Annotated in this window: 21 protein-coding genes and 2 pseudogenes; 13 read left to right on the top strand and 10 right to left on the bottom strand. The window is 43.6% G+C overall.

The window, feature by feature from the left end; all coding sequences use genetic code 11:
• Window positions 1-28: 28 nt before the first annotated feature.
• The gene (locus tag DXV75_RS16215; protein ID WP_115594476.1) at window positions 29-856 is read left to right on the top strand and encodes an NAD-dependent epimerase/dehydratase family protein; all 828 of its coding nucleotides are present in this window, start codon (window positions 29-31) and stop codon (window positions 854-856) included.
• Here DXV75_RS16215 and DXV75_RS16210 read toward each other — a convergent pair.
• Complete coding sequence (locus DXV75_RS16210) at window positions 853-2,274, bottom strand: sodium-dependent transporter (RefSeq protein ID WP_115594475.1); 1,422 nt, start codon at window positions 2,272-2,274, stop codon at window positions 853-855. The two genes, DXV75_RS16215 and DXV75_RS16210, sit on opposite strands and share 4 nt — an antisense overlap.
• Window positions 2,275-2,549: 275 nt before the next feature.
• Complete coding sequence (locus DXV75_RS16205) at window positions 2,550-3,278, bottom strand: SDR family NAD(P)-dependent oxidoreductase (protein ID WP_115594474.1); 729 nt, start codon at window positions 3,276-3,278, stop codon at window positions 2,550-2,552.
• A 105-nt stretch (window positions 3,279-3,383) separates the two neighbouring features.
• Between DXV75_RS16205 and msrA the strand changes: the two genes are divergently transcribed.
• Window positions 3,384-3,920, top strand: coding sequence for a peptide-methionine (S)-S-oxide reductase MsrA (gene msrA, locus DXV75_RS16200; protein ID WP_115594473.1), 537 nt, complete (start codon window positions 3,384-3,386; stop codon window positions 3,918-3,920).
• Window positions 3,921-3,961: 41 nt separating this feature from the next.
• On the opposite strand, the gene DXV75_RS16195 is transcribed toward msrA, so the two are convergent.
• Window positions 3,962-5,104, bottom strand: a complete 1,143-nt coding sequence (locus DXV75_RS16195) for an esterase-like activity of phytase family protein (RefSeq protein ID WP_181898455.1) — start codon at window positions 5,102-5,104, stop codon at window positions 3,962-3,964.
• Window positions 5,105-5,366: 262 nt separating this feature from the next.
• Here DXV75_RS16195 and fldB point away from each other — a divergent pair, with 262 nt between their 5' ends.
• The 10 genes and pseudogenes from fldB to DXV75_RS16145 all read left to right on the top strand — a co-directional run.
• Window positions 5,367-5,906: a flavodoxin FldB gene (fldB, locus tag DXV75_RS16190; RefSeq protein WP_115594471.1), complete on the top strand. Its 540-nt coding sequence runs from the start codon at window positions 5,367-5,369 to the stop codon at window positions 5,904-5,906.
• Window positions 5,899-6,252: pseudogene (locus DXV75_RS16185) on the top strand (CLCA_X family protein); the annotation flags it as partial. The gene fldB and the pseudogene DXV75_RS16185, both read left to right, overlap by 8 nt.
• A gap of 112 nt (window positions 6,253-6,364) precedes the next feature.
• A complete protein-coding gene (locus tag DXV75_RS16180) occupies window positions 6,365-7,588 on the top strand; it encodes a site-specific integrase (RefSeq protein ID WP_147291847.1) in 1,224 nt (407 codons plus the stop codon).
• Window positions 7,589-9,799: a hypothetical protein gene (locus tag DXV75_RS16175; protein WP_115594469.1), complete on the top strand. Its 2,211-nt coding sequence runs from the start codon at window positions 7,589-7,591 to the stop codon at window positions 9,797-9,799.
• A gap of 8 nt (window positions 9,800-9,807) precedes the next feature.
• Entirely contained in the window at window positions 9,808-12,420 is a 2,613-nt protein-coding gene (locus DXV75_RS16170; protein ID WP_115594468.1) for a hypothetical protein, read from the top strand.
• Window positions 12,417-12,932: a hypothetical protein gene (locus tag DXV75_RS16165; protein WP_115594467.1), complete on the top strand. Its 516-nt coding sequence runs from the start codon at window positions 12,417-12,419 to the stop codon at window positions 12,930-12,932. Before DXV75_RS16170 ends, DXV75_RS16165 begins: the two co-directional genes overlap by 4 nt.
• Complete coding sequence (locus DXV75_RS16160; RefSeq protein WP_147291846.1) at window positions 12,925-13,803, top strand: hypothetical protein; 879 nt, start codon at window positions 12,925-12,927, stop codon at window positions 13,801-13,803. The genes DXV75_RS16165 and DXV75_RS16160 overlap by 8 nt, the downstream gene beginning before the upstream one ends.
• Entirely contained in the window at window positions 13,804-14,619 is an 816-nt protein-coding gene (locus DXV75_RS16155; RefSeq protein ID WP_115594465.1) for a CLCA_X family protein, read from the top strand. It abuts the gene before it with no gap.
• Between the two features lie 330 nt (window positions 14,620-14,949).
• Window positions 14,950-15,147, top strand: coding sequence for a helix-turn-helix domain-containing protein (locus DXV75_RS16150; RefSeq protein ID WP_115594464.1), 198 nt, complete (start codon window positions 14,950-14,952; stop codon window positions 15,145-15,147).
• Between the two features lie 51 nt (window positions 15,148-15,198).
• Window positions 15,199-15,792: pseudogene (locus DXV75_RS16145) on the top strand (type I restriction-modification system subunit M N-terminal domain-containing protein); the annotation flags it as partial.
• A gap of 76 nt (window positions 15,793-15,868) precedes the next feature.
• On the opposite strand, the gene DXV75_RS16140 reads toward DXV75_RS16145, so the two are convergent.
• The 7 genes from DXV75_RS16140 to DXV75_RS16110 are packed head-to-tail and all read right to left on the bottom strand — an operon-like array spanning window position 15,869 to window position 25,438.
• Window positions 15,869-16,618, bottom strand: a complete 750-nt coding sequence (locus tag DXV75_RS16140) for a hypothetical protein (RefSeq protein WP_115594463.1) — start codon at window positions 16,616-16,618, stop codon at window positions 15,869-15,871.
• Window positions 16,611-17,423, bottom strand: a complete 813-nt coding sequence (locus tag DXV75_RS16135; RefSeq protein WP_115594462.1) for a M48 family metallopeptidase — start codon at window positions 17,421-17,423, stop codon at window positions 16,611-16,613. Before DXV75_RS16135 ends, DXV75_RS16140 begins: the two co-directional genes overlap by 8 nt.
• A gap of 5 nt (window positions 17,424-17,428) precedes the next feature.
• Window positions 17,429-20,719: a type I restriction endonuclease subunit R gene (locus DXV75_RS16130; protein WP_115594461.1), complete on the bottom strand. Its 3,291-nt coding sequence runs from the start codon at window positions 20,717-20,719 to the stop codon at window positions 17,429-17,431.
• Window positions 20,720-20,729: 10 nt separating this feature from the next.
• The gene (locus tag DXV75_RS16125; RefSeq protein ID WP_115594460.1) at window positions 20,730-22,067 is read right to left on the bottom strand and encodes a KAP family P-loop NTPase fold protein; all 1,338 of its coding nucleotides are present in this window, start codon (window positions 22,065-22,067) and stop codon (window positions 20,730-20,732) included.
• Window positions 22,068-22,071: 4 nt separating this feature from the next.
• On the bottom strand, window positions 22,072-23,271 hold the full coding sequence (locus DXV75_RS16120) for a restriction endonuclease subunit S (protein WP_115594459.1): 1,200 nt from the start codon (window positions 23,269-23,271) through the stop codon (window positions 22,072-22,074).
• Window positions 23,261-24,781, bottom strand: coding sequence for a type I restriction-modification system subunit M (locus tag DXV75_RS16115; RefSeq protein ID WP_115594458.1), 1,521 nt, complete (start codon window positions 24,779-24,781; stop codon window positions 23,261-23,263). Before DXV75_RS16115 ends, DXV75_RS16120 begins: the two co-directional genes overlap by 11 nt.
• 42 nt (window positions 24,782-24,823) lie before the next feature.
• Window positions 24,824-25,438, bottom strand: coding sequence for a restriction endonuclease subunit S (locus tag DXV75_RS16110; RefSeq protein WP_115594457.1), 615 nt, complete (start codon window positions 25,436-25,438; stop codon window positions 24,824-24,826).
• 233 nt (window positions 25,439-25,671) lie between these two features.
• On the opposite strand from DXV75_RS16110, the gene DXV75_RS16105 reads away from it, so the two are divergent.
• A complete protein-coding gene (locus DXV75_RS16105) occupies window positions 25,672-26,607 on the top strand; it encodes a hypothetical protein (RefSeq protein ID WP_115594456.1) in 936 nt (311 codons plus the stop codon).
• The last annotated feature ends 113 nt before the right edge of the window (window positions 26,608-26,720 follow it).

Below are 26,720 nucleotides of genomic sequence, written 5' to 3'. Positions count from 1 at the left end.
TTACATCAACCCACTACACAGCTTGATTATGTTCAATGGCGTCACCCTTTGTGGATGTGGCTGGCTGGGCACCCAGCTGGCCAGTTATCTTTCTGCCACAACCAGGATAACCGGCACGACACGCAGCAGCGAGAAAGCCAGTGCTCTCAGAGAGATGGGTATCTCTCCCCTGCTTTTTGAGCTTGGCGATCCCCCCTCTGAACTTGCCCGACAATGCGTCGGGTCCACGGTAGTGCTGAACATCCCGCCTGGCAGAAAACACCCGTTCGGGCCGGAATTTGCAGATTATATGAACCGCCTCATCGACGCATTCATGCAGCATCGGGCGAAACACCTCACTTTTATAAGCACCACTTCAGTTTACGGTGAGTCCGTAAACGGCGCTGTGACAGAAGTGTCAGATCTCAATCCCGAAACTGACTCTGCCAAAGCCCACGTAGCCATTGAGCAACATCTTCAAACCTACCCGCAAAAGCAGTTCAGTATAATTCGACTCGCCGGGCTGGTGGGCACCAATCGCCATCCTGTCAGATATCTAAGTGGTAAATCATTGCTCAAGGGCGAACGGCGAGTCAATCTGGTGCACGCGGATGATGTGATCAGTGCGCTAGCGGCGCTGATTCAGCAGGGAGGAAAGGGCCAAACGTTGCATCTTTGCAGTAACAGTCACCCCACTCGTGGAGACTATTACCAAACCAGTGCAGAGCGACTGGGACTGGCCCTGCCAAGATTCAACGACTATCAGGGTCTGCCTCCGGATGGCAAATACATCGACGCTACCCTGAGCTGGCAAGCGTTAGGCATTACACCCCGCTACACCAGTCCCTATGACATGCTTGATGGAATAATGCTTTAACCAAAAAAGCTGAAGCTGAAGTACTTGAGTGCCACGGTATTGGCAAAAATCACCAAAAGGATTGCCGGAATAATAGTCCCCACAGACCAGTCCACATAGCGCTCAAACAGGCTGCCTTTATAGCTCGGAGCCCCTTGATCGAGAGCCGCGTTGAAGTTTGCACGTTTCCAGCGGTAACTGACGAACACACATATCAGGAACCCGTTCAGCGGCAAAATAGTGTCGTAGAACACATCGTATATCACGTCAAAGAAAGACTTTGGCTGACCGGCGTAAGAGGTAAACGATGTGAAAAACTCATTGGAGCCAAACGACACGGCACAGAAACTGGCCAATACCACCAGTATCACCCCCAACAACAACAGCGCAGGCTTTCTGCCGATGCATTTTTCCTCCATTAGAGCAGCTACCGGCACTTCAAAAATCGACACCAGCGAGGTAATGGCAGCAAAAAACACCAACAGGAAAAAGGCAGTGGCAACAATTGATGCCCCGACATAGCCAATTCCGGACTGCAGAGCCAGAAATATTTGCGGCAGGTAGCTGAATATCATGCCTATTGAGGACTCACTCAATTCTGCCGGATTGGTTTCAGGGTTGAAGGAAAATATCGCAGGCAAAATCATTAAACCGGCGGTGAAAGCCACCGCGGTATCGGTAAGTGCCACCAGCTTTGCGGAGCCGGGTACATCAGCACGGCTATCGATATAACTGCCATAGGTGATCATGATCCCCATACCCAGAGACAACGAAAAAAATGCCTGGGACAACGCACCATTGACCACCGAAGCCGTGATCTTGGAAACATCCGGGATCAGATAAAATTTAACCCCAGCCATGGCATTGTCCTGAAACAACACAAACACCACCAGCACCAGCAGCATAATAAACAAGGCTGGCATCAAAAGTTTGGCGGCCTTCTCAATACCCTGCTTTACCCCACCCTGCAGGATCAGGTACACAATACCAAGCACTGCGGCCATGTAGGCAAAGACGGCAGGACTGTTTATAAAGGTTCCGAAAGTTTCAGGGTTAGCCAACGCGGCCAAATTGCCAGTAGCAGCTTCAAACAGATAACCAAATATCCAGATGGTGATGATCAGGTAAAACACCGCAATCATGAAAGGCGTTACGATAGATAACCAACCAGCCGTCTTCCAGCGGGTTGAATCGTTGCTCAGTTTTCGATACGCACCGAGGGGATCTTTCCTCGCCGTACGGCCGACCGACATTTCAGCCAGCATCACGGGAAGACAAATAGCGAATACAAATATGGCGTACATAACCAAAAACGCGCCACCACCATTTTTTGCAGCGCCAACCGGAAATCCAACCAGGTTTCCGATCCCCACTGCTGAACCAGCCGCAGCGAGAATAAAACCGATGCGCGATCCGAACTGTTCTCTCGCCCCGCTCATACCCTGAATCCTCTTTTCAATTTATTGTTTTCGTCATTCACAGGGATGCTGATTTGCATTACCGCTTGGGTGTTTCATCGTCCGGTACTGGCTGTAACCGAATCGGCAGACGCGACTATCCGGACTTGTGTCCGACCGACTAAACTCTTACCGGACAAGCCCTGCAGTCAATTCACAAGATCGTCTGTTTACACCTAGCGTTCCCCAGACAGCATGGTAACAGCAGAGAAATGAAAAGTCTTGAAGTACAGCAATGGCGTGCGCCGATTGCAAAATTACCAGTCAATGGGCTGCCCCTGCCAGTCAAGATACGCGGGGCTTTGCTCAGGCGTCAGCCTCTCAATGATAGTAAGCAGACACTCTGCGGTGAAATCGGTGCTGAACAATTTGTCTGCCGGTACGCGGCTTTGAAAGGGTTGGGACAGCCCGGTATCAACCGTTCCCGGATGGTAAGCGAGCAGGACCGTATTCTCACTTCGTCTGCGGTACTCAACGGCAGCGGTTTTAATCATCATGTTTAATGCCGCTTTTGAAGCCCGATAGCCGTACCAGCCGCCCAACCGGTTATCACTTATGCTGCCAACCCGGGCACTCAGACACGCCAGCACTGAGCGCTGAGGCTCCATATAACCCAACAGGTGCTTCATCCACAACGCCGGAACCAGTGTATTTACTCTGAAGTAGTGCTCCATCTGGGTGGTATTAACGTCTTCAAGTTTTTTCTCAGGCCCCCAGTCAGGCGCGTCATGCAATACGCCCACGGTACAAACAGCAATGCTGACCGTGTCTGCACTTCCCAGATTCTGGGTTACCCAGGCGGCAATTGAGGGCTCATCTCCGGTATCCACCGGATAACACTCAACCTGCTCATTCCAGCCCGGTTCCCGAAAACCTGAACGGGACAGCGCATGAATTCTGCTCTGTGGATAACGCCGCATACACGCATTCACCAGAGCCCGCCCTATGCCTCCACTGGCTCCGATGATTACAATAACTTTTGCCATAGAATTCTCCGTCTTTACACAATACGGCGAAAAATCCCACCTGGATGACTTGAAGTTCCTGGCTTCCGCTCCCACTATTTAGCGGTAATCCAAATAGGAGCCACCATGGCGAACAAACAATCTGCCACTCTTGCCGGAGGGTGTTTCTGGTGCATTGAATCGGCTTTCAACAGTGTTGAAGGGGTATTGAGCGCCATATCCGGCTATGCCGGAGGACATGTCGATGCACCCAGCTACGAACAGGTCTGTAAAGGTGACACCGGCCATGCCGAAGTCGTTCGTGTGGAATTCGATGCCGACGTGATCAGTTATCGGGAAATTCTGGAAATTTTTTTCGCCTTACACAATCCAACCCAGCTGAATCGTCAGGGTAACGACATTGGAACCCAGTACCGCAGTGCGATTTTTTACCACAACGATGAGCAGAAGCATCTCGCTGAGCAAATTCTGCAGGAAATGACCGATGAGCAAATCTGGCCAGACCCCATCGTAACGGAAGTGACCGAACTGGCTAACTACTTCGCAGCTGAGGATTACCATCAGAGTTACTTTAAAAATAACCCTCAGAACCAATACTGCGCGATGGTTGTGGCCCCCAAACTGGCCAAGTTCAAAAAGACCTTTGCGGCCCGCCTGCGCTAGGCCAACCAAGAACGGGCCCGTTTTGGGCCCCACTTTTTGAGTCAGCCTTCAAACCAATGGTTCTGGAGTTCAACACCAAACAACAGCGGAGCCATGGCTTCATAATGCGGCTGATTAGAAGGACACTGAAGGTTTTTAAGATAATTCACTTTCCAAGGGTCATTCACCATCCACAGGGTGTTACCGGCGACCACCAGCCCCTCAATTGAGGCATTGTCCATCAACTCAGCGGCTTCGCAATCTGCGCCTCGCTGTTCAACTGGGGCATAAAAACGCATCAGCACGGTACGCGCAGGCAACCGGCCAGCGGCGTCAATGATCCACAGTTCGTTGTCGTTGCGGGCTGCGGCCAGCAAATAATGGTTGTCAGAATTTTCAGGCTTATAATAGGCAAGACCATTAATCGGGTGATTGCCCTGCTGATAAACCGGAAGCTTTAAACCCGGGTCCTGCACTTCTGCGAAGTACTGAGTCTTCCAAAACTCTTCGTCCAGTGTCACCGTAAAAATTCTCGGTAGGCCTGCAGCGTCTTTCTCCAGCCCGATGTACAAAGTCCGATCCTCTGCCATAGCCAGCCCTTCAATCCCGTCATTCGGGAAATTGCCAACGTTTAATTGGGCAGGAAACTGAAGTGGACGCACATGGGTGATGTGAGTTTCACCAGAATCATTCAACTGCAGACGCAACAGCAGGGAAGGATAATCGGTGGAACCAGTATCCTGGTATTTTTGCTGACAGCGCATAGACAGTGCACCCGTGCGGGTTGCATCCTCGGTAACCGTATAAAACACATTTGGGTCTGCCGGATCGGCAACAATTGCCTCCAAATCCGGTTCATTAGCCAGGTACTCGCTAAAACAACTGCGTCGGACTGTATAGTCCATCGTCATCTGCGCGCCCGCAGGAGCAAGCGTCGCCGATGCCGGCTCAATCAGATGCAAACGCCTTTGCTGGTGAGGCAAGGCACTGCCATCGGAGATGCTCACAAGCTTGTCTTGCCACAAAGTCAATCCGGATGTTTGCGGGTCCTGCATTATCGTACCGTCAGATTCCTTTATCCACTTCCCGTAAACATTCACTACAGGGTCGGCGGGCGGGCTGGAAACCATGGTCGGGTCCGGTTGCCTGGTACACCCCGTTACACAGATAACCATCGTAATAAGAAAAATCGCCTTGTTACTCATTAGGTAAACTCTCAAAACCATTGATGTGTGCTGTGCCAATAGTCCATCAATCCCCCCAACAGCGCAACCTTGTCGGCAGCCTTGCCGGCGCAGGGTTGTTGCTGCGCTGTGGAGTCAACCCGAGTCACCACCTGGCCAATGACTCCATCACATCAACGCCCAGTGCAGTCCGGAAGGGCTTTGTGTCACGGCGGAGAAACGGTAGAATTCCGCACCAGCGTAAGCCATAAATCCACATAACAGTTACAAAGGACGCATTCGCATGTCTGAACCCGCACTAACCATTGGCCTGTTTTACGGTTCCACTACCTGCTACACCGAAATGGCTGCAGAAAAAATACAGGTACAGTTAAACGCGCTGTTTGAAGCGCCGGTGGTTAAGGTGCATAACATTCAGGACGTACCGCTAAAACAAGCAGAACAGTTCGACATCGTCATATTTGGCATATCCACCTGGGATTTTGGTGAATTGCAGGAAGACTGGGAATCCCAATGGGAAGATGTGTACACACTCAATTTGTCCGACAAAGTCGTCGCTCTGTTCGGTCTGGGTGATCAACTTGGGTATGGTGACTGGTTTCAGGATGCACTGGGTATGCTGCACGACGCCCTTTCGGGATCCGGTTGCAGCATAATTGGCTATTGGCCCAATAAAGGTTACGAATTTACTGCATCCAAAGCCCTGACGGATGACGGGACATGCTTTGTAGGCCTTTCTCTGGATGATGAAAACCAGTACGACCTGACTGACGAACGCATTCATGCCTGGTGCCATCAACTGCTTGAAGAACTGAGTGAATAAAGGCCGCCTTCACCAAAGCTTTTACCGCAACGGCCCATCACACCGGGATGGGGCCGACGTAAGCTTTCACGATATCCGCAAGCTGTTCAACTTTGCCAGCATCACGGTGGGCCGCTGGGTCACCGCACTGGAGCAACAACTGGCTGCAAATCTGTTTTTCGATGCACTGTGTGACCTGATGACTATCCTGAATGTCAACGAACAGGTACTGTCACTCAATGGCAGTCTGTCGCTCGCCTTTGGCAGCGGTGGTCAAAAGCATTCCAGCGCCCACTACAATAGCGCGAAGCGTCAGTTGGCGCTGGCAAAAAATGCCGGCGGCGGAGCCCTGGCCCACGAATGGTTTCAAAAACGCTAGGTGGATCTTTTTTTCTATTTTTGTATCTTAAGAATTGATTTTTAATGCCAGATAAACCATATATAGACCATTGTGTTTTTTGTATCCTTGATTTCTGTGTATGTCGGACATTATTAAGGTCACGTCGCGAAAATATGGTAGTGACGTTTTCTTTGACGCTGACAACTGCGTCTTGCTTCTGCCCACACTTTTTAGTTTACACGCGAGCAGGACGGGTAAAGTTTTCTCATTTCATTCTTACCTAGATGAAAACGGTGTGGCACAACGGCGCTCAACTCTGAAAGCATTTTCATCAATAACAAGGAATATCTACGCCAATCGGTTGCATCAATTTTTGAACTGGCTAAGTGATTATGACAAAGATAACGGTACATCGCGTCTTGCCACCCACAACAATCTCCCAGCCGAATTCATTAATAAAGAATACATCGATAATCATCTATGTATTGTGATGGGAGCGGGCAAAGCTGCGATTACACACCATGAAGCTGCGTTACAGCACTATTACAACTATTTATGCGCAGCAAGGCTCTCAAAATATAAACAGATTCACCATAGTCCTAAATTAAACACTGCAATTGAAAAAAACACTAAAGCCCGAACAGCACTCAAATATCTGTCCAAATCGCTGAGATTATTTATTTATGAGAACGCGACATCACTGCGCGACGAAATACTTCTTAGAAATGGAGGGGAGCTTGGCCTGAGGACAAGAGAGAACCTTGGTCTACTTCTGAACGATTTTGATTTCGGCGGCAAAAAAGAACAGGGTTTAAAGTCGCTGTGGTTGGAGATGCAGGCGAACAAAGAGAAACGTTCTTTTAGATACTTACTGCAAGGCCAATACACAAAAGGAGCGCAGGGAAGAGGTGGTAAGTCACGTGAGATTTTCATCCCTCGTCATCTTCTCCAAATGTACAAGCGGTATTTTGAACGTGAGCGCCCCACCACAATTGCAAATCGCCTACTCGTCAACAACGCTGCAAACGCAAACGGCACACCGATTAAGACAAATAAAGGAAGTGATGTGTTCGCTCGCTTGAGGGACGTTGCTATGGAAAAACAATACAACGGATCGGAAGCCGCGGATATACAAATGTTGGAAGCCGGCCATACCTATCATTGTCTAAGACACAGTTTTGCCACAGATAAGTTCGTACAATTCTGCAATGAAGATGGCACGCCTATAGAAGAGGCCTCTTCTGATTCACGCGCATTCTTAAGAGTTGCCCGGTTGATGGGGCATAGCCTCAATGCAAAAACGACAGCAAGTTATATTCAGCTTGCTCTCGACAAACAATCCATCGAAAAAAAGGTCGAGTAAATGGACAACAATCCACTATTGTCAGCGGAGGAAGAGGCTGCGCGGGAATACGCTGCAACTCAGAAGGTCACGCGAATAGCACTCAAAGATAACATCGAAGACTTTCATGTTATCGACGAGCGTGGAGAAGTGAAGGCTTCGTTTCTGCTTAACAACGTAGATTGTCCTTGGAAGCACATCATATTCCGTGCTCTGAAAGCTACATATAACGAGATCTTTATCCACGAAACCACCGCTGAATCGAATAAAGATGTATTTTTGGCTCATGCACAAGAGTTCTGGGTATTTGTTAGACATTACCCAACATCAAAAAGCGCGTTACGCGTTAAGATCATTAAGAATTATGAAGCCTATAAGATTGGCGCATATAAGCTTAAGCCAATAAGTACAGGCATGAACGTCATAAAGCGATTCATTAACATTGCGCTATCGGTCTCAGACTTCAACAAAGCACTCACCTCTGTTGAGCGGGATTTTCTTTACGCGATTACCGAAGTTAAAGCTACACCCAGTTATCATGACATAAGGCCAATCAACCTAAATACGTGGTTCACACAACATGCTTGGCTTAGAACAGATGAGTACGGCATCGGTCATGCTGATTACACATCATTAAGCATACCTAAGCGGTTAATGTCTTCTTTCACTGTCACTACCGTAACAGCACTTGAGCTAATACAAGACGCAAAGGTGGCTTTGTTAGCTTTTTTTGAAAAGGCAAACATCACCAGCAAAGATATGCCGGTCATGAAAGACAAAGGTGAGTTTGAAACGGCGAATCTTTTCAACACTCATAAAAAAGAGTGTAGCCAACAGTTAATCGATACGATCCTGAAAAATAAAGATACAGCTAAAGAGATACCTAACATTGACAATGCATTGAAATTGTTTTTTCACAGTAACTGCAACGAAAGGCACATAAAACAGTGTGCAGAAGAATTTGGTTCAACGCCGCCTTTGGCTTCGCTTATCACCGACCATCCCATCTTTCATTTTAGTTTTATAGTGAAGCTGGTTAAGCATGCTGAAAAAAGAGAGAGAAAATGTGACGCCATCCCTGTTTGCAGAGCAGAAGAAATATTCTTTTGCTGGCTTATGGCAGTACTCAGCGTGCAAACAACGAATATTTGTGGGCGTAACGGTTTAAAGCTCTCCGACTTCAGGTTTGCAAGAAAAGCTGATGGTCGTATCACACATATCAGTTGTAACTACTTTAAGACTCGTGCAGGTAGAACACACCGCACATCTACTCTTACAACAAATAGATACATGGGCAAGGTCGCGTTGCGCTATATTCGGGATGTCACGGGTTTAGTTGATGATGACACAATGCTTGTCAATAAACCCTATGGCAACCCTGTTTTCTCTAAGACAGGCGATGTCTCAAAAGCAATTAACGTATTTGCAATTGATACGCTGCGCCATGAACTAGAGCGACAGCTCACTAAGTACCAGACGTCGAATATATTCTATGATGCTATTTGTGCTCTATTGAAAAATGGAGTTCGAAAATTAGACGTCAATCGTCAAAAGCTTGAAGATGCTGAAATAGAGACTGAAGTAACAGGCACCTTTTTTGGTTTGAGTATGATCAAAACGAGTGCCGTGTATTCACGTTCAGCCTCGTTCAACCCTGATGCCTTGCTAAATTTTAACTCTCACTCAAACGAAACAGAAAGACAGAGTTATCTCACAAAAAATAATGTTGAGTGGCTTAATAACTGCGGGAGAGTAACACGTTCAGTCATTACCGATCTGCTTGTTAATGTGTTTAGGCCCAGTCTAGAAAAACAGGTGAAGTTTAATACTGAGTTCGCCAAAGCATTGGACTTCATCAATAACAAAAAAGACGAATCACTTGCATTGCAAGTTTTTGTGCCTGAAGACGATGGTAAAGCCAACAATACTAATGAAATTGGTGTGGTAGACCGAGATTCTGGATTTGGGGAGTCTGACAAGATTTATGTTGAAGACTCTAAGTGGACGGTTATGAAAATGCTGCATTACAAGCACCAGGTAAAGGAGAAGCACAAGCGTCTCTGGGAACAATCCTCAACATATTTGTTTTCCACGGCTTTACCGACGTTGGAGTGGATAGAAGAGATCTTAAAAGGGGAATTTTTCAGCCACGAAAATATAGAACAAGGTGAATCGCTTTTTGAGCAATACGGGAAAGAGCTTCCTCCATTATTTACAGCTAATACTGGTTAGGAAATACGATGGCTTCAAAACTTCAGCAAACGAAAACATCAGAATTTTTATTGTCTTTCGAAGACAAGATCAATGCGCTTGATCTGCAAGCACCCACTTCAATTGACGATGATATTTGGCTACTTAATGCTTCTGATGGCGGGACAGCAACAGTTGACTTCTATGACTTTGACAAGAAGTCGCTCTGCTTCACGGATAGCACAGATATACATTACGATAAGGAAACTCTCAGTTTCTCGCCAAAAACCTTAGCAAAAATACTGTTTGTAGGTATTGTGTCGGGTCTCTCCAACCAGAGAGCAGTTTCCATTGGAGCAATGCATTCAATTAAAATGCTGTTCTACTATCTCACTCAAAAAAAGCTGGATTCAATGCAAGCTAACGAGATTGAACCCTTCTTTTGCTTTTACTTACTTAACGACATGGAGGGCACTGAACTCAAGGCATTAATCTCTCCTCTTTCGTACACGAATCGACCAATCCTGAATCATTTACGTAAAATCAAAAGCACATTATATCGATATGGCATTAACGGCTTCATTGATACCCTTCCTGACAGCGAACTCAATAGTAAAATGAATTCAGCGTGCGAAGCCATGCTCGATATGACTTTTAATGATTATCGGGAAGGAGGCTCGTTTAATTATCTAGGTTTGGATGTTGGTAAGCATTACGTTGACCATTGTCATTCATTCTTCGAAGAGCATTTTCTCTTCACCTCGGCTATGGAGGCCACTCTTCAAGCTACCTCTAAGGGGAAATGGGGAAAAACTCATAGAATGCTTTCTGCGAAGGTACTCCTGGGGCTAACGCTTTCTGACGAAAAACAGGCTTCTCTCGTTCCTCTAAAAACAAGACTTCACTGTGAAAAACTTGTCCACGACATATTTAGACAAGCTTACGGAAGCAATGCAAAGCTGTCCTTGCTCTTTAAATTGAGCACGGTTTCACACTTTGTTAACTTGATTGGTTTGCCTGATCGTTATGATGCGCAGGAGTTTATCAGATCCCTTTTTCTCGTAGAGATATTTGGCCGCCAAGCCGGAAAAACAAAAAAATCCATTTGGGCAGAGTACAAAGCAGCTGTAAAAGCGCAGAGCGAAGAGTTATTGGTTTCTCTTGATGAGTTTGAACAACATTTACGTGACTTTATTAATAAAAACGACTGTGTCCTACCAGCGACTCAGGAGTCTTTAAAACACTTCTTGAAAGAAAAAACAAGTCACTTATTAAGCGTGTTTTCATTGTCCGGAGCGCTGGGTAAAAAAGCTTTACAGTTAATATGTTTGAAAGTACGCCAAGTCGGCGCATTATGTTTTCTTGCAGCAACTGGGTGGCGAAGGTCAGAATTTGGTTTTACTTTTTCTGACATTAAAATAGGTAAAAATAATGATGGATTAGACAACTTTTATATCCCGTGGAGATTCCATATCCGCTGGATGGTTCCTAAGACGAATGGGATGTCCAAAACCGAGCGCGAGATAACTTCAACATCATTTATTCTCCTCTCCCAACTCGCTTGCTTTCTTCCCAACAACCAAGATGAACCTTTAATGGGGAGTGGTGATTTCATATATGAAGCATCAAAGTTATTATGGTCTGATTTTATTCAACACTATGAATGGTTTGATGAAAACGTCTCATTCGCTGAAGATAATGTCGCTGCAATCAAAGAGATTAAGTACGAAGTCCGGCGTACCTTTCCTCTTTATCAGCTTGCGAATACATCAGGTGACTTCAAAGATATCCTGAAGAGTTATCGACGGGGCAGCGTTAGTGAGGAGCACAGACAACTACTGGAAGATAACCTTCCTCAAGCCATGTTGGATAAGCTCTCCGAGCCTGGTATCGAGTTTACCTCTAAGAATGTTTCAGCAATTAAAAACGCACTTCTTCGTGACGTTAAATATCCCTCTTCGCATGCTTTCCGTCATATGTGGGCAGAGGCCGTGTTAATGCGTTACAGGGGGCCTGTCGGCAGTTTTATTCGGGCGAATTTTCAACACATGGATGAACGTTTCTTTATGGCGTACCTTCGAGATAAGGATATGAAGTTAATTAACGAGAATGCCGAACGAAGCTTCATCAGCTATGTCAGCCAGCAATACGCCGAGTTAGGCAGGGACGCTTTTGGTGAAAGTGTCTCACAATTACCACGTTACATTGAATTATTGGTGAGTAAAACATCGGTTCTCTCTCATGAAAAATATCTCAAAAAAGTGGCGACAGTCGCTAACGAGAGGATTGAGTCAGTAAAAGCCAATCCTTGGGGTACGTGTATTCGCAGGGCAGGCACAGACTTTCGTGCAGCTTGTTCCCAAGGTGGCATTCCGCATACACATGATGCCTCCCCGAAATTGTGCCTTGGTTGTACAAACGTTGATATCACCAAAGCGAACCTCAGAGGGATAATGGTTTACACGAGGCAAGAGGTTGAGGTGTGTCTCAATCCTAATTTGCCACCACAACTGAAAATGCCATACATCGATACGATCAGAAGGGCAGTCTCAGCGGTTAAAAAACTCAAAGCAAGAAGCAGTAACCCATCGCGATACGACAAAGCGATAGCAGATTTTGAGAAAGCACTATCGGCGGCAAACGCTTATCAGGAGGGTGTATGACAGATTTGGATTATTTTGATCAGTTTGACGATGAGGGAGCTGAGGAAAGTGTTAGCAAACGGGATTCGTTACCAGACTGGGTGTCTGACTCAAATTCTTCTCTTGCTGCATACCAGGCTATCCAATCTCTGTACAAAGAAAAGATGCAGTATATTAGGAGTCACAGCAAGAAATCGCACTATACGAAGAAAAGTTCGTACCACATCAGCAAATCAAAAGTGGCGCGTGCAGCCGGGTTAGCTAAACCAAATGCCATTTTTCATTCGGTGGATTACGCCAGCAAGTTGACGAAAGAGCTTAATGATAAAAATGCACTTCTATTGGCTTCAAAAGAGAAGGCATTACTCTCGCGCAGTAGCAGTAGAAAAAATATGTCCAGAAAAGAGTTAGAGACTGAACTAAGAGCGCGTGACAGGTATAAAGAAATCTCAGAATTAAAAGTTGATGAGATAGTAGACCTCACGCTTAAGCGTCTGCCCTTGGCCGTCAAGAGACAACTGCATCTTGCTTGAAATAAATTACCAAGGGTTGATGCTAACTATGTGCGCATGCAATATTTGCTCAAAACAAGAAAAACAAAAAGGTTTATTTGTGGGAAGATGGAGCAAGCAGGGCTGTATCAGTTCAGCGCGGGACTATGATGACTTAAAAACTTGGATACGAGAAAGAAAAACGGCGTATTTAGCAGCAAGGGATAATGGATGGCTGGATGAGTGCTGCAAGCATATGAAATATGGCAAAACTATTACATGGACGCTAGGTGAATGTAAAGACTCCGCAGCTAAATACGAAACACGTGGTGCGTGGTATAAAGGCGATCGTAACGCATACGGTGCAGCTCGAAGGAATGGCTGGCTGAATGACTGTTGCCAACACATGGAGGCGGCGCACGAAAGCTGGACGCTACAGAAGTGCAAAGCTTCCGCAGCCAAGTACAGTACTCGCTGGGATTGGGGTACAGGCGACTCTAAAGCTTACCAGGCGGCTGTCAGGAGTGGTTGGCTAGATGACTGTTGTGAGCATATAGAAACTTTAAATATAAATAGAAGAAGGTGGACGCTAGGGGAATGTAAAGCATCGGCATCCAAATATAGTACCAGCAATGCGTGGCAGAAAGGCGACCCTAATGCATACCGCACGGCACAAAAGAAGGGCTGGCTGTATGAGTGCCTTGAACACTTTGATTCTTTGCTACGAGAAACAACATATGATGAATGCCTCGCGGACGCCTCCAACCATGACAAGTGGGATGAGTGGTCGAGCTCAGATAACATTTTTTATTTAAAAGCTAAATCGTGTGGGTGGGTAATGATATGCAAGGATACCATCATGCAAAATTCAGTCGTAAAATGGTTGAAATTAAAAGGAATGGTGCCTTCGTGAATGAGCCTAGAAAAATTTGAGAAAACTAACGGAATTAAAAAACAGTTTTATCGGAATGGCCCAAGTCATCGTGATGGCGCAGATGTTACATTTGGTGACATCGTAAAGATATTTAAATTTCGAACCGCGAAGATAGGCGCTTGGGTAAATAAGCAAGAACAGCAAGTCGCAGCCAATCTTTTTTTTGACGCGCTTTGCGATCTAATGACTATTCTGCAGGTTAATGAACAGGTTATCTCCTTACGTGGCACCTTATCCATTGCTTTTGGCAGTGGTGGCAACAGGTACAGTTCAGCTCATTACAACTCCGCAACACGGACCATTGCTCTGGCAAAAAACGCTGGTCCAGGCTCCCTTGCACACGAGTATTTTCATGGATTCGACCACTTCATAACAAGCCGATTTTTCAAAAAAAGCGGTACAGATGATTTCGCATCATCCTTGTGGCTTCAAAGAGGTATGGTAGTTGAACATCCACTAAACAACCTACTCGAGTCGTGTTATCAACATATTTTCCTCAAGCCTGATAGTGATGAGCCAAGCGATGTTTTCAAAAGAAGTGTGCAAGCGGACAAGGCGCTAGGGTCTTATTACTATGCGCTTCCACAAGAGATCAGTGCTCGTGCATTTGAATCTTTTGTACAGGACAATCCAATAAAGAACCAGTTTCTTGTGAGAGGAACGAAGCAGTCGGTTGAAGCTAGGTTAGGAGTCTACCCTTCAGGAAACGAGAGAGAAATAATCAGTCGACACTTCAGCAACTATTTTTGCATGCTGGGTAAAGCAGTTGAAAACACAGAGGTTTTACGCAATTAGAAATGACTCTACTTAATACATTTTCTCTGAAATAGCTATTAATGGGGTCTAGAGAACGCATGCGGTAGTGTTCTGCCAGGGAAATTCAAATGCCGTTTCAACGCTCATAAGGAGCTAAAATGCTAAGCCAGCTAAGCAAATAGCTGGACGCTTCGACATGCATGCTTGAACTTAGTTTAAGAAGCAACGGCTTCGGGCGCATACCTAGCAGTAAAATTGTAAGTTCTTTTAAGTTAAATAATTTAATTTTAACTAACAAATTACTATTTTGACTGATAGTTTCTGTTATCCTAAACGCTCACTTAAATATGAAAAGATAGGGGCACAGCCATGATTCGCTGCCATCTCGCTCGTATGATGGGGGAACACAAGATGCGTATTGCTGACGTTGCCAGAGAAACGGGATTGAGTCGCGCTACCATAACGCTGCTCTACAAAGAAACTGCTCAAAAAGTAGATCTAGAATCCATTGAGAAGCTGTGCCTGCTGTTTGAATGTCAGGTAGGGGACCTCCTCGAACTGACTTAGCAATGCCCCCCTTAAAGATAACGAACAAACAATTATAAACAGGAAGACTACATGACAAGCATCCAACAACGTGCCGCCCTTCAACGTCAAATCTGGGCCATCGCCAACGATGTGCGCGGTTCAGTCGATGGTTGGGACTTCAAGCAATATGTCCTCGGCACCCTGTTTTATCGCTTTATTAGCGAAAACTTCTCCAGCTACATCGAGGCCGATGACGAGAGTATTAATTACGCAGCACTTAACGATGATGTTATCACGCCAGACATCAAAGACGACGCAGTTAAAACTAAGGGCTACTTCATCTACCCAAGCCAGCTGTTTGTGAATGTCGCCAAAAATGCAAAGACAAATGAGAGCCTGAATACGGACTTAGCCGAGATCTTTGCCGCTATAGAAGCATCTGCCAGCGGCTACCCATCAGAGGGCGACATAAAAGGCTTGTTTGCCGATTTCGATACCACCAGTAATCGTTTGGGAAATACGGTAAAAGAAAAAAATAGTCGTTTGGCTGACGTACTTAAAGGCGTGGCAGGATTGGAGTTTGGCAAATTCGACGCGGCTCATATAGACCTATTCGGCGACGCCTACGAGTTCCTCATCTCGAACTATGCTGCCAATGCAGGTAAGTCAGGTGGCGAATTTTTCATAATGTCACCTTCATTATTTACTAACGAATGCCACCTTCATAAAGCAGCTTAAACTGTTACCCATTCAATTAAGATCATACCAATAATATTTCTTTAACTGCTAAGCGCCAATCTTTGTATGCTGTAATTACAGTAGATGATTTATCCATCATTTGTTGCACCAATGAGTCATATTTCGGCCCATCTTCCCAAGCACCTGCTCGATCACAATTTAATTGCGGAGCTAAGCACATTCTAAAGTTTGTTTTAGCTTGTCCGTATGGGTACTCATCAAATTCTTTGTTAATAAAAGAAAGTAGATCATTAAGTGAAGTAGAGAGTGTAGACATTTGTTGTTTTAGTTTTTCATCAACAAACTGATTTGTAGTCTCTGTTGTATAAATCAAAAAATTTCTCAGTTTTTGAAAGTCATCCCACATAATAGCGTCACTTGTGTGCATATAATCAAACAGGTTATTTATATATGTCTCATCTATCATAGCATTTAGAGATTGGAAGATTTTTATGTCATGCTCATCTCTTTTTAAGTTATAGATTTTCTCTTTTTTTGATAAGACAAACTCGTGAAGTCCTGTGTTTATAAGGTGATAAATTAAGCCAACTAGAACTAGGCAAAAACCCCAAGCAGTATCAGATTCTTCAGTTATAGAAAATTGAAAACCTGTTTCAAATATTAAATTTATCAGTGTTAACCACAAAGGCTTAGACATCAGACCTAAGCCGCTGATTACTATTAGCCAAGTTAGTTTGTTGTAGAATTTAGGACGTAACAACTCAATGAGTTTTAAGAGCCTGTCCCACCACAAATCAAGTGATTTATTCATTCAAATACATCTCCGCCATTTCATCTAATTTGGCTTTTACTTCTTTCCAGTTTGGCATTACTTGGTTTAATAAACGCCAGAAGCGCTCGCTGTGGTTGTGTTCAGCAATGTGGCAAAGCTCATGTAATATCACGTAATCAATGCATTCTTTCGGTGCTTTAATTAGGTGAGGATTGAGCATTAAGTTGCCTTTTGTTGAGCAACTACCCCACTGCTTTTTCATTGCCATCACACGAAAGGAAGGAATGCCTGTTACCCAAGTGGCTTTCGGAAGTAGTTCGGCTAGTCGCTCGTGGAAAATGGCTTTTGCTTTGTGTTGATACCACTTGTCGATTAGCGGCTTAAGTTTCACCAACCGATCATCTATATCTTTAGTGACTTCCTGCTTGATTGTTACGTTCAATTTGCCACGGCTTAGCTTTACGTTAGGTACTTGCTCTGCATCATTGATGATCTTTAATACATAGCGCTTACCTAAGTAAAACTGTGTTTCACCACTCACGTAACGCTTAGGTAAAACCGTATCTTTTTGCTTAGCAAACTCATCAATGCTTTGCCAAATCCATCTGGCTCGCTTATGCATGGCATCTTGAATAGCATCATCACTTGCATCATGTGGCACTGTAGCCACAACACGCTGATCAGGGTGAACCTTAATAATTACCTTGCGTGCTGTTTTTCTAGCGTTATCAGCAGGCTTGGTTTTACGAATAACATCATAGTGAATGGTGTCGTTACCATAGGTAAAAACACCTCGTTCATTGGTTGTTGTTCGGATCTCGGCAGCAACGGCTTGTTTACTCACTCTCGTTAGCCCCTTGCTAAACCTAAGCGAGTAATCTTAAGCACTTCTTCAATCAGCTTTTGAGCGTTTTCAAGGCCAAGATCAGCAAATAACAGCGGCAACAGCTTCATGTGAATAGCGTTTTCAATCTCCGCAGGATTGATTGAATACTCAGCAACAGCGGTATTCACTACATCATCAATGCTAAACGCCAACGCTACGAGTTTATCGTTATCTAAGGCTTTGTCATTCAAGAATTCAGCGTCAAATAAGTGCTTAAATAAACCAAAGTAGGCTTGTGCATGTTTATTTAACTTGCCGGAGTCATTTACAAACTCATTGGGAACATCAGCAACTTTGCGGTCTTTAACTTCCTGCTCAAAATCTGCAAAAAGGATGTATTGCTTAACAGGAGCATCAAACATCGCTCTGGCATCTTCAATCGCCTTTTTAAGCATCTTAGAGAAATACTCCTGTGCATAAGGATCATCTGCTAAGTCTTGCTCAATCATCTTAGTGATTCGGCCTGTGATTTTATCAGTCTGGTTACGAGCCTCGTCATCGCTCATATCCTGTGGCTTAACGTCCTTCCCTAAATTACCTACCAAGTACGCACCATCAGGCTCTTTTACTTCAATACCAGCAATGTGCTTGTCTAGAAGGCTGCGAATATCTTCAGCGTATTCGTCATAATTAATGGTTTCGTCAGCATCTTCACGTACTTGTTTGCGCAAATCGACAAAGGCTTTTAGATCACGTTTGTACAAGTCACGCTTATTATCAAAAGACTTATCTTCAAAGTAGGTTGCTGATTGCAATGCTACTTTCATACAGTTTGAAAAAGCGGTTAGAGCAGAATAAAAGTCATCACGTTTTTTAAGATTAGTATCAACAAGCTTGCCATCGACATCTTGCACCTTTGGCGCTAAAGCTTGGCGAAGTGCTGGGCCATCTTGTTTGTTTTTAACACCATCAAATATTGCCCATAAATCACTGTGTAGCCCCGGAAGCTTTTTGTATTCCGTATCCATGCGGTTATACAAACCTTTCAGATCATCAATATCAAAGCCGCCTTGGGTGCGTTCTGCAAGGTCTTGGTACTTTTCTATCGTGGTATCAAGCTCTTTTAATATGCCTCGGTAATCGATTAAGTAACCAAACTGCTTTTTGCTATGTAATCGGTTAACACGCGCAATTGCTTGGATTAGGTTGTGCTCTTTAAGTGGCTTATCTATATAAAGCACAGTGTTTTTTGGCTCATCAAAGCCTGTCAGGAGCTTATCTACTACGATCATGATGTCAGGGCCATCATCTCTACCAAAGTCTTCAATAATGGCTTTGGTGTAGGCTTTTTCGTCCATTTTATTAACGTTAGCCTTCCACCAATTTTGTACGATGTCCTTACTTTCCTGATCAACCGCCTCGTGACCCTCACGAGTATCTGGAGCTGACATCGCCACAACGGATGTTACCGTACCAATTTTGTCCAATGCCTTCTTATAACGAATTGCAGAGGCTTTGGAATCACAAGCTAGCTGACCTTTTAAGCCTTGCTGCTTAAAGTTCTGGAAGTGGTCAGCAATATCGTATGCGATTAATTCAATGCGACCTTCGGTTTGATAGATCTGACCTTTCTGTGAAAACTTCTTCTTTAGATCGGTTTTTTGTTTGTCGGTTAGTTTACTGGTACTGCGTTCAAACCATGCATCAATAGCTTTGTCATTAACGTTCAACTCTGGAATACGCTCTTCATACAACAGAGGAGTAACGGTTTTATCTTCAACTGCTTGCTGCATGGTGTAAGAGTGGATGATCTTACCGAATTTGTTTTCGGTCTTATCGTCTTTTAATAAGGGCGTACCAGTAAAGGCAATGTAGGCAGCTTTAGGCAGCGTCTGCTGCATACGGATATTATTTTCACCGTTCTGGCTACGATGGCCTTCATCTACAAGTACAATAATGTTTGGGCTGTCGTTGTAGCATTCTTTGTACTTAATCGCTGAGCCAAATTTGTTAATGATCGAGAAGATAACTCGCTCATTCCCTTTACCTATTTGTTCAGCTAGTCGCTTGCCAGTTGTCGCCATTGCATCTTTTTTATCTCGGTCAGTTAATACACCGCCAGATGCAAAGGTACGGCTTAGTTGATCTTCCAAGTCCACACGGTCTGTAACTATGATCACACGGCATTGAGCTAGCTCTTCAAGCCATATAAGCGCTTTGGATAAAAACACCATAGTAAATGATTTGCCGCTACCTGTGGTGTGCCAAATAACACCACCTTCACGAGCGCCTGAGTCATCAAAGGTGTTAATTCGCTCAATAAGTGCTTTTATGCCAAATACCTGCTGGTATCGAGCTACAATCTTGCCAGCTTTTTTATCAAACAAGGTAAACAGGCGAGTCATATCAAGCAAGCGTTCAGGACGCAGCAAGCTGACAATAAGCCTATCTTGATCAGTAACGGTTAAGTCACCCGCAGCAACCAATGATAGGTAGTCATCTTTCGCTTTGGCAGGACGATGCTTAAATAGGCCATCTAATTGTTCATCGCTTAACTTGTGATTTTTTAGCCTGATAAATTCCGCTTCGGGTATTTGTTCTTCCTTCCACTTCGCCCAAAACTTTTCAGGGGTGCCGCAAGTTGCATATAAACCTTCATGCCCATTTACTGCTAGTAGCAATTGGCTATAAGCATACAAGTGAGGAATTTCAGCCTGACCCTGATTCCTAATATTCTGAGAAATCGCCTCTGCATTGGTCGATTTACCTTCTTTATTTGAATCCGGGCGCTTCGCCTCGATAACCACTAGCGGCAAGCCATTAACAAAACACACAATATCTGGAATGCGATTACCAGTGCATTCGGCATTTTGAACCACTAATTCTTCAGTAAAATGGAATTGGTTATTATCAAGATTGTGCCAATCAATGAGTTTAATGGTGGGGGAGGCTTTTTTGCCATCGATAAATTCAGTAACGCTAACGCCATACATTAAGGCATTGTAGATTTTCTCATTAGCCGCTTTTAACCCTAAGTTCATAGCAGGGTTTAGCTCATGCATCACTTTATCAATGGCTGCTTCAGATAATGTATGTTGCTTACCCGCAAATGAGAATGTTTGCTTGGCTAAAAAATCACGCATTACAGGTAATAAAATAACCTGATGAGTGCTTTTTTTCTCGCTTGCTAGAGTATTACCACGTAACGCTTCACATTCACTTGGTGGAATAAAGGTATAGCCAAGGTTTGTTAATAGAGTCAGAGCAGGGATTTTTGCGCTGAATTCTTCTTGAAAGTTAACTGTCGTAGTCATTTCTGATCCTTTAGCACATCGTCAGTGTTTGAATCGCTTCAACGCAAATAGATGCGAAATCATCTGTTCGCCAATATGAACCACGAAAGTATTGAGCACTTTCTTCTTTCCATACATCGACATCTTCAGTTGGCGTAAAATGCTCTTTATTATGTAAAGCAGTATACCCAAGCATATAACAGATTAATTCCTGCTCATCAGGACGACCTTGAATGTTATTTGACAAACTTGATATACCAAGACAGTTACCTATATCCTTCGCATCAAGTCTTTTTTGTAGTATCGACAAAGCTACTTCGGGCTGAATACTATAAATAGCTATAGCTAGTATGGTGAGCACTTTATACCCAAAAACTGTATTGCTCTGAAGGTTATTCGACTGAGCTAGAGTTACATAAACTTCTATATGTCGAACAACCGTCTCAACTTCTCTCAGCGACAATCTATTGGCAATAATAATTTTTTCTATTGTTCTAATTGATCCGCATTCAAATAGCTTCAAACCTTCCAATACGTGGCTAGATATAACTAAGTTTTTATAGTGTTCAATTGCAGCAATACTTTCACGGTGAGCATTGGTATCGACTGTTTCTGGAAGAGTGATTGTAAATTTAACAAACTTATCCAAATACCGTTGAGCGTCCACTGACTGCCCATAACAATGATTTATTGATGCCTTGAGTTGCTGAGTATTAGTAATCAAAACAAATTTCACACCCTCTACATCAAAGGTATGTTTTATAATCTCAAGCATATCGACAGCAAAATTTGGTCTACATCGATCTAATTCATCAATAAACAATACGATAGGTTTAACAGCCGTAATTTCCTTTAATGCCGCTTGTAATGCTTTTAAGTTTTTATCTGCTTTTACGTGATCTTTTAATACGGCTTCGACAGTCGCATCAATAGCCTTGTCTGCGGTTTTCTGGATTTCTTTGTCAAAATCATCTGCAACATCTGCTATATCTTGCCTAAGAAGGTGTGAGACACCCGCTTTTGCAATTGTCTTTAGTCCATATCTCACTGTAGGCAAAGCCTTTTTGATGAAACTTTGTTTACTGTTTTCATCAGGTAAAACTTTAATTACCTCAGCCAGAACAGTCATTAATGGCTCATCGGCATGATCAGCTTTAAATGCATCAATATAAATTAAATGATGTGTGTCATTACCTTGCATCAGGTTTATCAGTTTATGACAAAATTCAGTTTTACCTGTACCCCAACTACCATCGATCACCATAGGGGAAATATCGATTTCCGCGTGTAATAATGAAATAGCTTTTTCAGCGATGCTTTTACGCTTAAACTCATCTCGCTCATCAAATGTTAAATCTGTAATATCCATATCGTTATGCGACCTCCTTTTCGTCAACTATCACTCTACGCTTGCCTGTTAACAGTTGCTGCATCAGCGATTTCTTTTCTTGTTTTAAGTCAGCAAGTTGTTGTTGTAAGACTTCAATTTCTTTTTCTGCATTTGACAAACAGGCAGCGATTGCATTTATTTCGTTTTCATCTGTCGGAATGGAGAACTTGAATTTATGCAGATCACTCGTATTAATTGAATTTATGGTCGCCCCTAAATTCATATTTACTTGCCTAAAAAACTCATCCGATTGAAAAAGTTGACTCACATATAGAGGGTATTTACCTCTAAAGAGTGTCATAAATGCACCATGAGCTTGCCCAATAGCTCGGCCTTTAATTAGAGTGCTTTTACCAATGAGATTTTTACTGCCGTTTCGAACACAAACTAAAATATCGTTTTCTTGAGTTTTTGATTTAACTTTTAAGTTAGCATTTACGAAAACGTTATCTTCGAAAGCAAGCTTACTGTCTTGTATGTTAGATGAACGAAGTACAAGTATTCCATCATCAACAGTATCAGACGGTTTATAAGTTAGACCTGTAATACATTTACCTATGTCGCCTAAATGGATCTGCTTCCAGTCTTTAGTAAATCCAGCAAAGCGTTTTTTGCCAGTGAGCAGTTGTTGCATCAGGGCTTTTTTCTGCTGTTTGCTGTTGTTGATTAAGCGCTCGGTGGTGCTAATCGCTTTATCCCAAGTGGATAGGATTTTGGCGATTTTGCGTTGCTCAGGGAGTGGGGGGAGTAAGACAGGAACTTTTCCTACCAATTTAAAAGAAACTGCGGGCATCGTTGATGATGTCGAACTACCGAATAGAAAATGCTTAATTTTGGGTTGTCTAAGAAAGACCCATAGATAGTCTTTTAATAGTTTCTGTTCATTTGGGATGACTCGAAAAAGGTTATTTGCAATTATTCCTGATAAGCCTCGCACCAAATCTCCTGCTCCAGCACTTCCATACCTAACCATACTCAAATCTGTTTCAGTCACAAAAAACTTCGCCCCCGGATTTTTCACGTATCGAGGCTTTTCGTTGGGATTTACGAAATCCATTATTCGTAGAAATCTCACCATTCCTTGTGATGGATTTTCAAATTGACTATCTACATCGACCTGCACACCTTGAGAAAAGCTAGCTAATTTCTCAAGGTGGCAATTTCTCCAGCCATTAGGCACCATAACCCAACTCCTTCAAATAACCTTCCATTTCCGCTTCAAGGGTTTGCAGCTCATTTTTTAATTGAACACGCTCAGTGCGCACTGCCACTAAATCAATCTCTGCTTCTTCTTCAAATGTATCAACATAACGAGGGATGTTTAGGTTAAAATCGTTTTCTTTGATTTCATCAAAACTGGCTAGATATGCGTATTTGTCAACGCTTTCACGAGCCTTGTAGGTGTCGATGATCTTTTTAATATTATCGTCAGTTAGCTGGTTTTGGTTTTTACCTGACTTAAACTCACGACTGGCATCAATAAACAATACGTTTTTATCGGTCTTGTGTTTTTTGAATATCAAAATCGCTGCTGGAATACCTGTACCAAAGAACAGCTTTTCTGGAAGGCCAATCACGGTGTCGAGCAAGTTTTCTTCAATCAGTTGTTGACGAATTTTGCCTTCGCTTGATGCTCTAAATAACACACCATGTGGCACTACCACACCCATGCGACCCGTTTCAGGGTTTAACGTTTCAATCATGTGGCTGATGAATGCATAGTCACCTTTGGTTTTAGGCGGAATACCTCGTCTAAAGCGCCCGTAAGGGTCGTTGCTGGCATCGTCATGTCCCCACTTATCAAGTGAAAATGGGGGGTTGGCTGTCACCACATCAAAGTGCAGTAAGCCGTTTCCGTCTTTCTCTTTTAGTAATGGGTTACGAATGGTGTCGCCCCATTCAATACGGTGGTTATCTTCACCGTGGAGGAACATGTTCATTTTGGCTAGCGCCCAAGTGGAACCAATCGCTTCTTGTCCAAATAATGCGTATTTTTTTGAACCAGAGTTTTTACGTACCATAGCGCCACATTTTAGAAGCAATGAGCCACTGCCTGTACACGGATCGCAGATTTGGTCGCCTTCAACTGGCTCTAAAACCGTTGCTAAAAGAGTCGAAACTTCGGGTGGGGTATAATATTCACCAGCGGTAGCACCACTGCCAGCAGCAAAGTGTTTGATAAGGTATTCATAGGCATTGCCGATGATATCTAAACTGCCCACACGCTCAGAGCTTAAATCTAAAATGTCTTTACCGAAGTCTTCGAGCAAGTGGCGAAGTAAGTCATTCTTTTGTTTTTCTTGGCCTAGGCGGTCAGTGTTAAAGCTGATGTCTTGGAATACGTTTTTAAGCTTACTGCCGTTGGCTTCTTCAATAGCATGTAAGGCTTTATCGATTCGCTCACCGTTGCCTGCTTCATAACGCTTTTCATATAGATCCCAGAAGCTTGCGCCTTCTGGTAGTACAAAACGCTGTTTCGACATCATGGCGTGAATAAGCTCAGGGTTATAACCATACTGCGCAACTAGTTTGTTGTATTCATCTTTATAAACATCAGAGATGTACTTTAAAAACAACATAGTCAGGATGAAGTCTTTATAAGTATCGGCACTGATAACACCACGGAAGGTGTCACAAGCAGCCCATACTGCTTTATTGATATCATCCTGATTGATTTGATTGGTTGTGGTCATATTTTTTAAGTCCTTATTATTAATTTTTAATTCTGTTTTGTGTTAGCCAACGCTTTCAAGTGCGTGAATAGCAATGGCTTCTAGTTGTTGTTGCCTATTTTCAATAAGCTTTTGTAATACTTTTTGCTCTCTAACACCGCAGCGATGCATTGCAGCGAGTTGTTTTTGTTTCTCTAACTTAAGTACCTTAATAGGCACATTCTCCAACACTTGCCTGCGAATACTTAGGTACATTGAACCCTCGGCAGTCGCTTTGAAATAACGCTGTGCAGGTTGTTGGTTGAGTTGCCAGCACAAGAAATCGGGCACAATCACATCTTTAAACTCAGGCTTTAAACGCACCACAAAAAAGTGTGGTGAGCAGACTGTGCGTTCTAATACCTGTTCTACTAATACGCTGTAATGTTTTGCCCCTTTAGCGACAAATAACACATCACCATTTTGTAACCAGTCGGGTTGTTTCTTCGTATTTAATACGGTTTCAACCATAGTGTATTGATTGATCTCACCTGTTGGCTCGGTATCCCTTACCTGAACAACATTTACGTCACCATTGTCGTATTGCTTCACCGTGCCACGAAAAGGATGGCCTAAGCGGATATCGGCAATATCACTCAGGCGCAGCTCTTCTGTACCTTGGCGCATTTTTGCATTCATGAACGTTAAGCCTTGGTTGTGTTCAGCAAACCGATTTCTCCAAAAAGCAAATAAACGCCAATGGGATATGACCAACTGGCGTTACAAAATCGGATTTAATTTAATGAAAATTATTGTGGCTGACATTGTTTGTTAGGTCAATTTATTTTTGCAGTAATCAAATACTGCAACTTTTTGTTGACATACAAAATAACCAGCCCTATATTTTGCAGTATTGTAATGGAGCATTTAATTTGAGTGGCAATTATCCCAAAGTTGTAAAACAAACTGTAAATTTAGGCAGCCTGCCTTACGTATCGAGCGTTGATGAAAAAGGTCAACGCACTATCGCTTTTCATGAAGATCATGTTATTGAGCGCTTCCCCAGAGTGTTATCACTGGTTCGAATTCAGGACGCTCTCGAAATCAATTTATTCCTAGAGCACAGATATAAAGGGCTTTTTATGCCGCCTAAACGTGGTGGTAAAAAGAACCCTCTTGGTGGCGTGTCGCTTATTACTGTGCAGTCATTGGCAAATTCGATGAGTTTGTTTTTGCAATGGGTTGAGAAGAATAACGTGGACTGGCATGAGGTTTATGCCGTAAGTGACAGTGATAAAGCTAAATATTGGTTGCCTGTTTATCGCTATCGCAAGCACCTTATAGAACAAGTGATTGCAAAGGATATCGACCGAGATACGGCAAACCTATACATCAACCATGTTAGGCAGTTTTACGAATGGGCAAGAAAGCAACGCAGAATTGATAAAGTGCCATTCAAATATAAAACCAAGGTCATTAAGAAAAAGCGCAAAGATGGCAGCTTAGACTTGCTATTTACCGACTACGGTAGCGAGGAAAAAGGCTTTACCATTACCACCACTGATTTGCTGATCCCTAAAAAATATAAGCAAAAGAAATCAGGCGATGCTGGTTTATCACCTTACAGCCAAGATGAATTGAAGCTGCTCTATGCCAGCAATGAACTGACAAAGCATGGTACAAAATTGCGAGTGGATTTAGCTGTGCAATGCGGCTTGCGTGCGGAAGAAGTTGCCACTTTCACCGCCAGTTATGTTGTTGATCCCGACTTGGAAAATAAAGCGATTTATTACGTAACCATAATTGGCAAGTATGACAAAGAGCGCACGATAATGGTGTCAAAAGGATTAATGACTGTAGTGGCATAGTGAATTTGGCCACCTAATTAGAGCTGCTATGATAGCAGCATAACAAAATTAGGTGACAAGATGGCAAAGAAGAAAGGCTCGAATTTTAGTCCTGAATTCAGACTGGAGACAGC

Source organism: Alteromonas aestuariivivens, assembly GCF_003367475.1.
In the GTDB taxonomy this organism is placed as follows: domain Bacteria; phylum Pseudomonadota; class Gammaproteobacteria; order Enterobacterales; family Alteromonadaceae; genus Alteromonas; species Alteromonas aestuariivivens.
The sequence above is the reverse complement of the archived record's forward strand: the minus strand, read 5'-3'. Positions and strand labels throughout refer to the sequence as shown.

Coding starts and splice junctions, on each gene's coding strand:
- DXV75_RS16155 (WP_115594465.1), top strand. CDS start 13,804: ATGAGCCTAGAAAAATTTGAGAAAACTAACGGAATTAAAAAACAGTTT.
- DXV75_RS16150 (WP_115594464.1), top strand. CDS start 14,950: ATGATTCGCTGCCATCTCGCTCGTATGATGGGGGAACACAAGATGCGT.
- DXV75_RS16110 (WP_115594457.1), bottom strand. CDS start 25,438: ATGAATGCAAAAATGCGCCAAGGTACAGAAGAGCTGCGCCTGAGTGAT.
- fldB (WP_115594471.1), top strand. CDS start 5,367: ATGTCTGAACCCGCACTAACCATTGGCCTGTTTTACGGTTCCACTACC.
- msrA (WP_115594473.1), top strand. CDS start 3,384: ATGGCGAACAAACAATCTGCCACTCTTGCCGGAGGGTGTTTCTGGTGC.
- DXV75_RS16205 (WP_115594474.1), bottom strand. CDS start 3,278: ATGGCAAAAGTTATTGTAATCATCGGAGCCAGTGGAGGCATAGGGCGG.
- DXV75_RS16215 (WP_115594476.1), top strand. CDS start 29: ATGTTCAATGGCGTCACCCTTTGTGGATGTGGCTGGCTGGGCACCCAG.
- DXV75_RS16115 (WP_115594458.1), bottom strand. CDS start 24,781: ATGACCACAACCAATCAAATCAATCAGGATGATATCAATAAAGCAGTA.
- DXV75_RS16210 (WP_115594475.1), bottom strand. CDS start 2,274: ATGAGCGGGGCGAGAGAACAGTTCGGATCGCGCATCGGTTTTATTCTC.
- DXV75_RS16180 (WP_147291847.1), top strand. CDS start 6,365: ATGTCGGACATTATTAAGGTCACGTCGCGAAAATATGGTAGTGACGTT.
- DXV75_RS16130 (WP_115594461.1), bottom strand. CDS start 20,719: ATGACTACGACAGTTAACTTTCAAGAAGAATTCAGCGCAAAAATCCCT.
- DXV75_RS16165 (WP_115594467.1), top strand. CDS start 12,417: ATGACAGATTTGGATTATTTTGATCAGTTTGACGATGAGGGAGCTGAG.
- DXV75_RS16195 (WP_181898455.1), bottom strand. CDS start 5,104: ATGAGTAACAAGGCGATTTTTCTTATTACGATGGTTATCTGTGTAACG.
- DXV75_RS16125 (WP_115594460.1), bottom strand. CDS start 22,067: ATGGATATTACAGATTTAACATTTGATGAGCGAGATGAGTTTAAGCGT.
- DXV75_RS16175 (WP_115594469.1), top strand. CDS start 7,589: ATGGACAACAATCCACTATTGTCAGCGGAGGAAGAGGCTGCGCGGGAA.
- DXV75_RS16120 (WP_115594459.1), bottom strand. CDS start 23,271: ATGGTGCCTAATGGCTGGAGAAATTGCCACCTTGAGAAATTAGCTAGC.
- DXV75_RS16170 (WP_115594468.1), top strand. CDS start 9,808: ATGGCTTCAAAACTTCAGCAAACGAAAACATCAGAATTTTTATTGTCT.
- DXV75_RS16140 (WP_115594463.1), bottom strand. CDS start 16,618: ATGAATAAATCACTTGATTTGTGGTGGGACAGGCTCTTAAAACTCATT.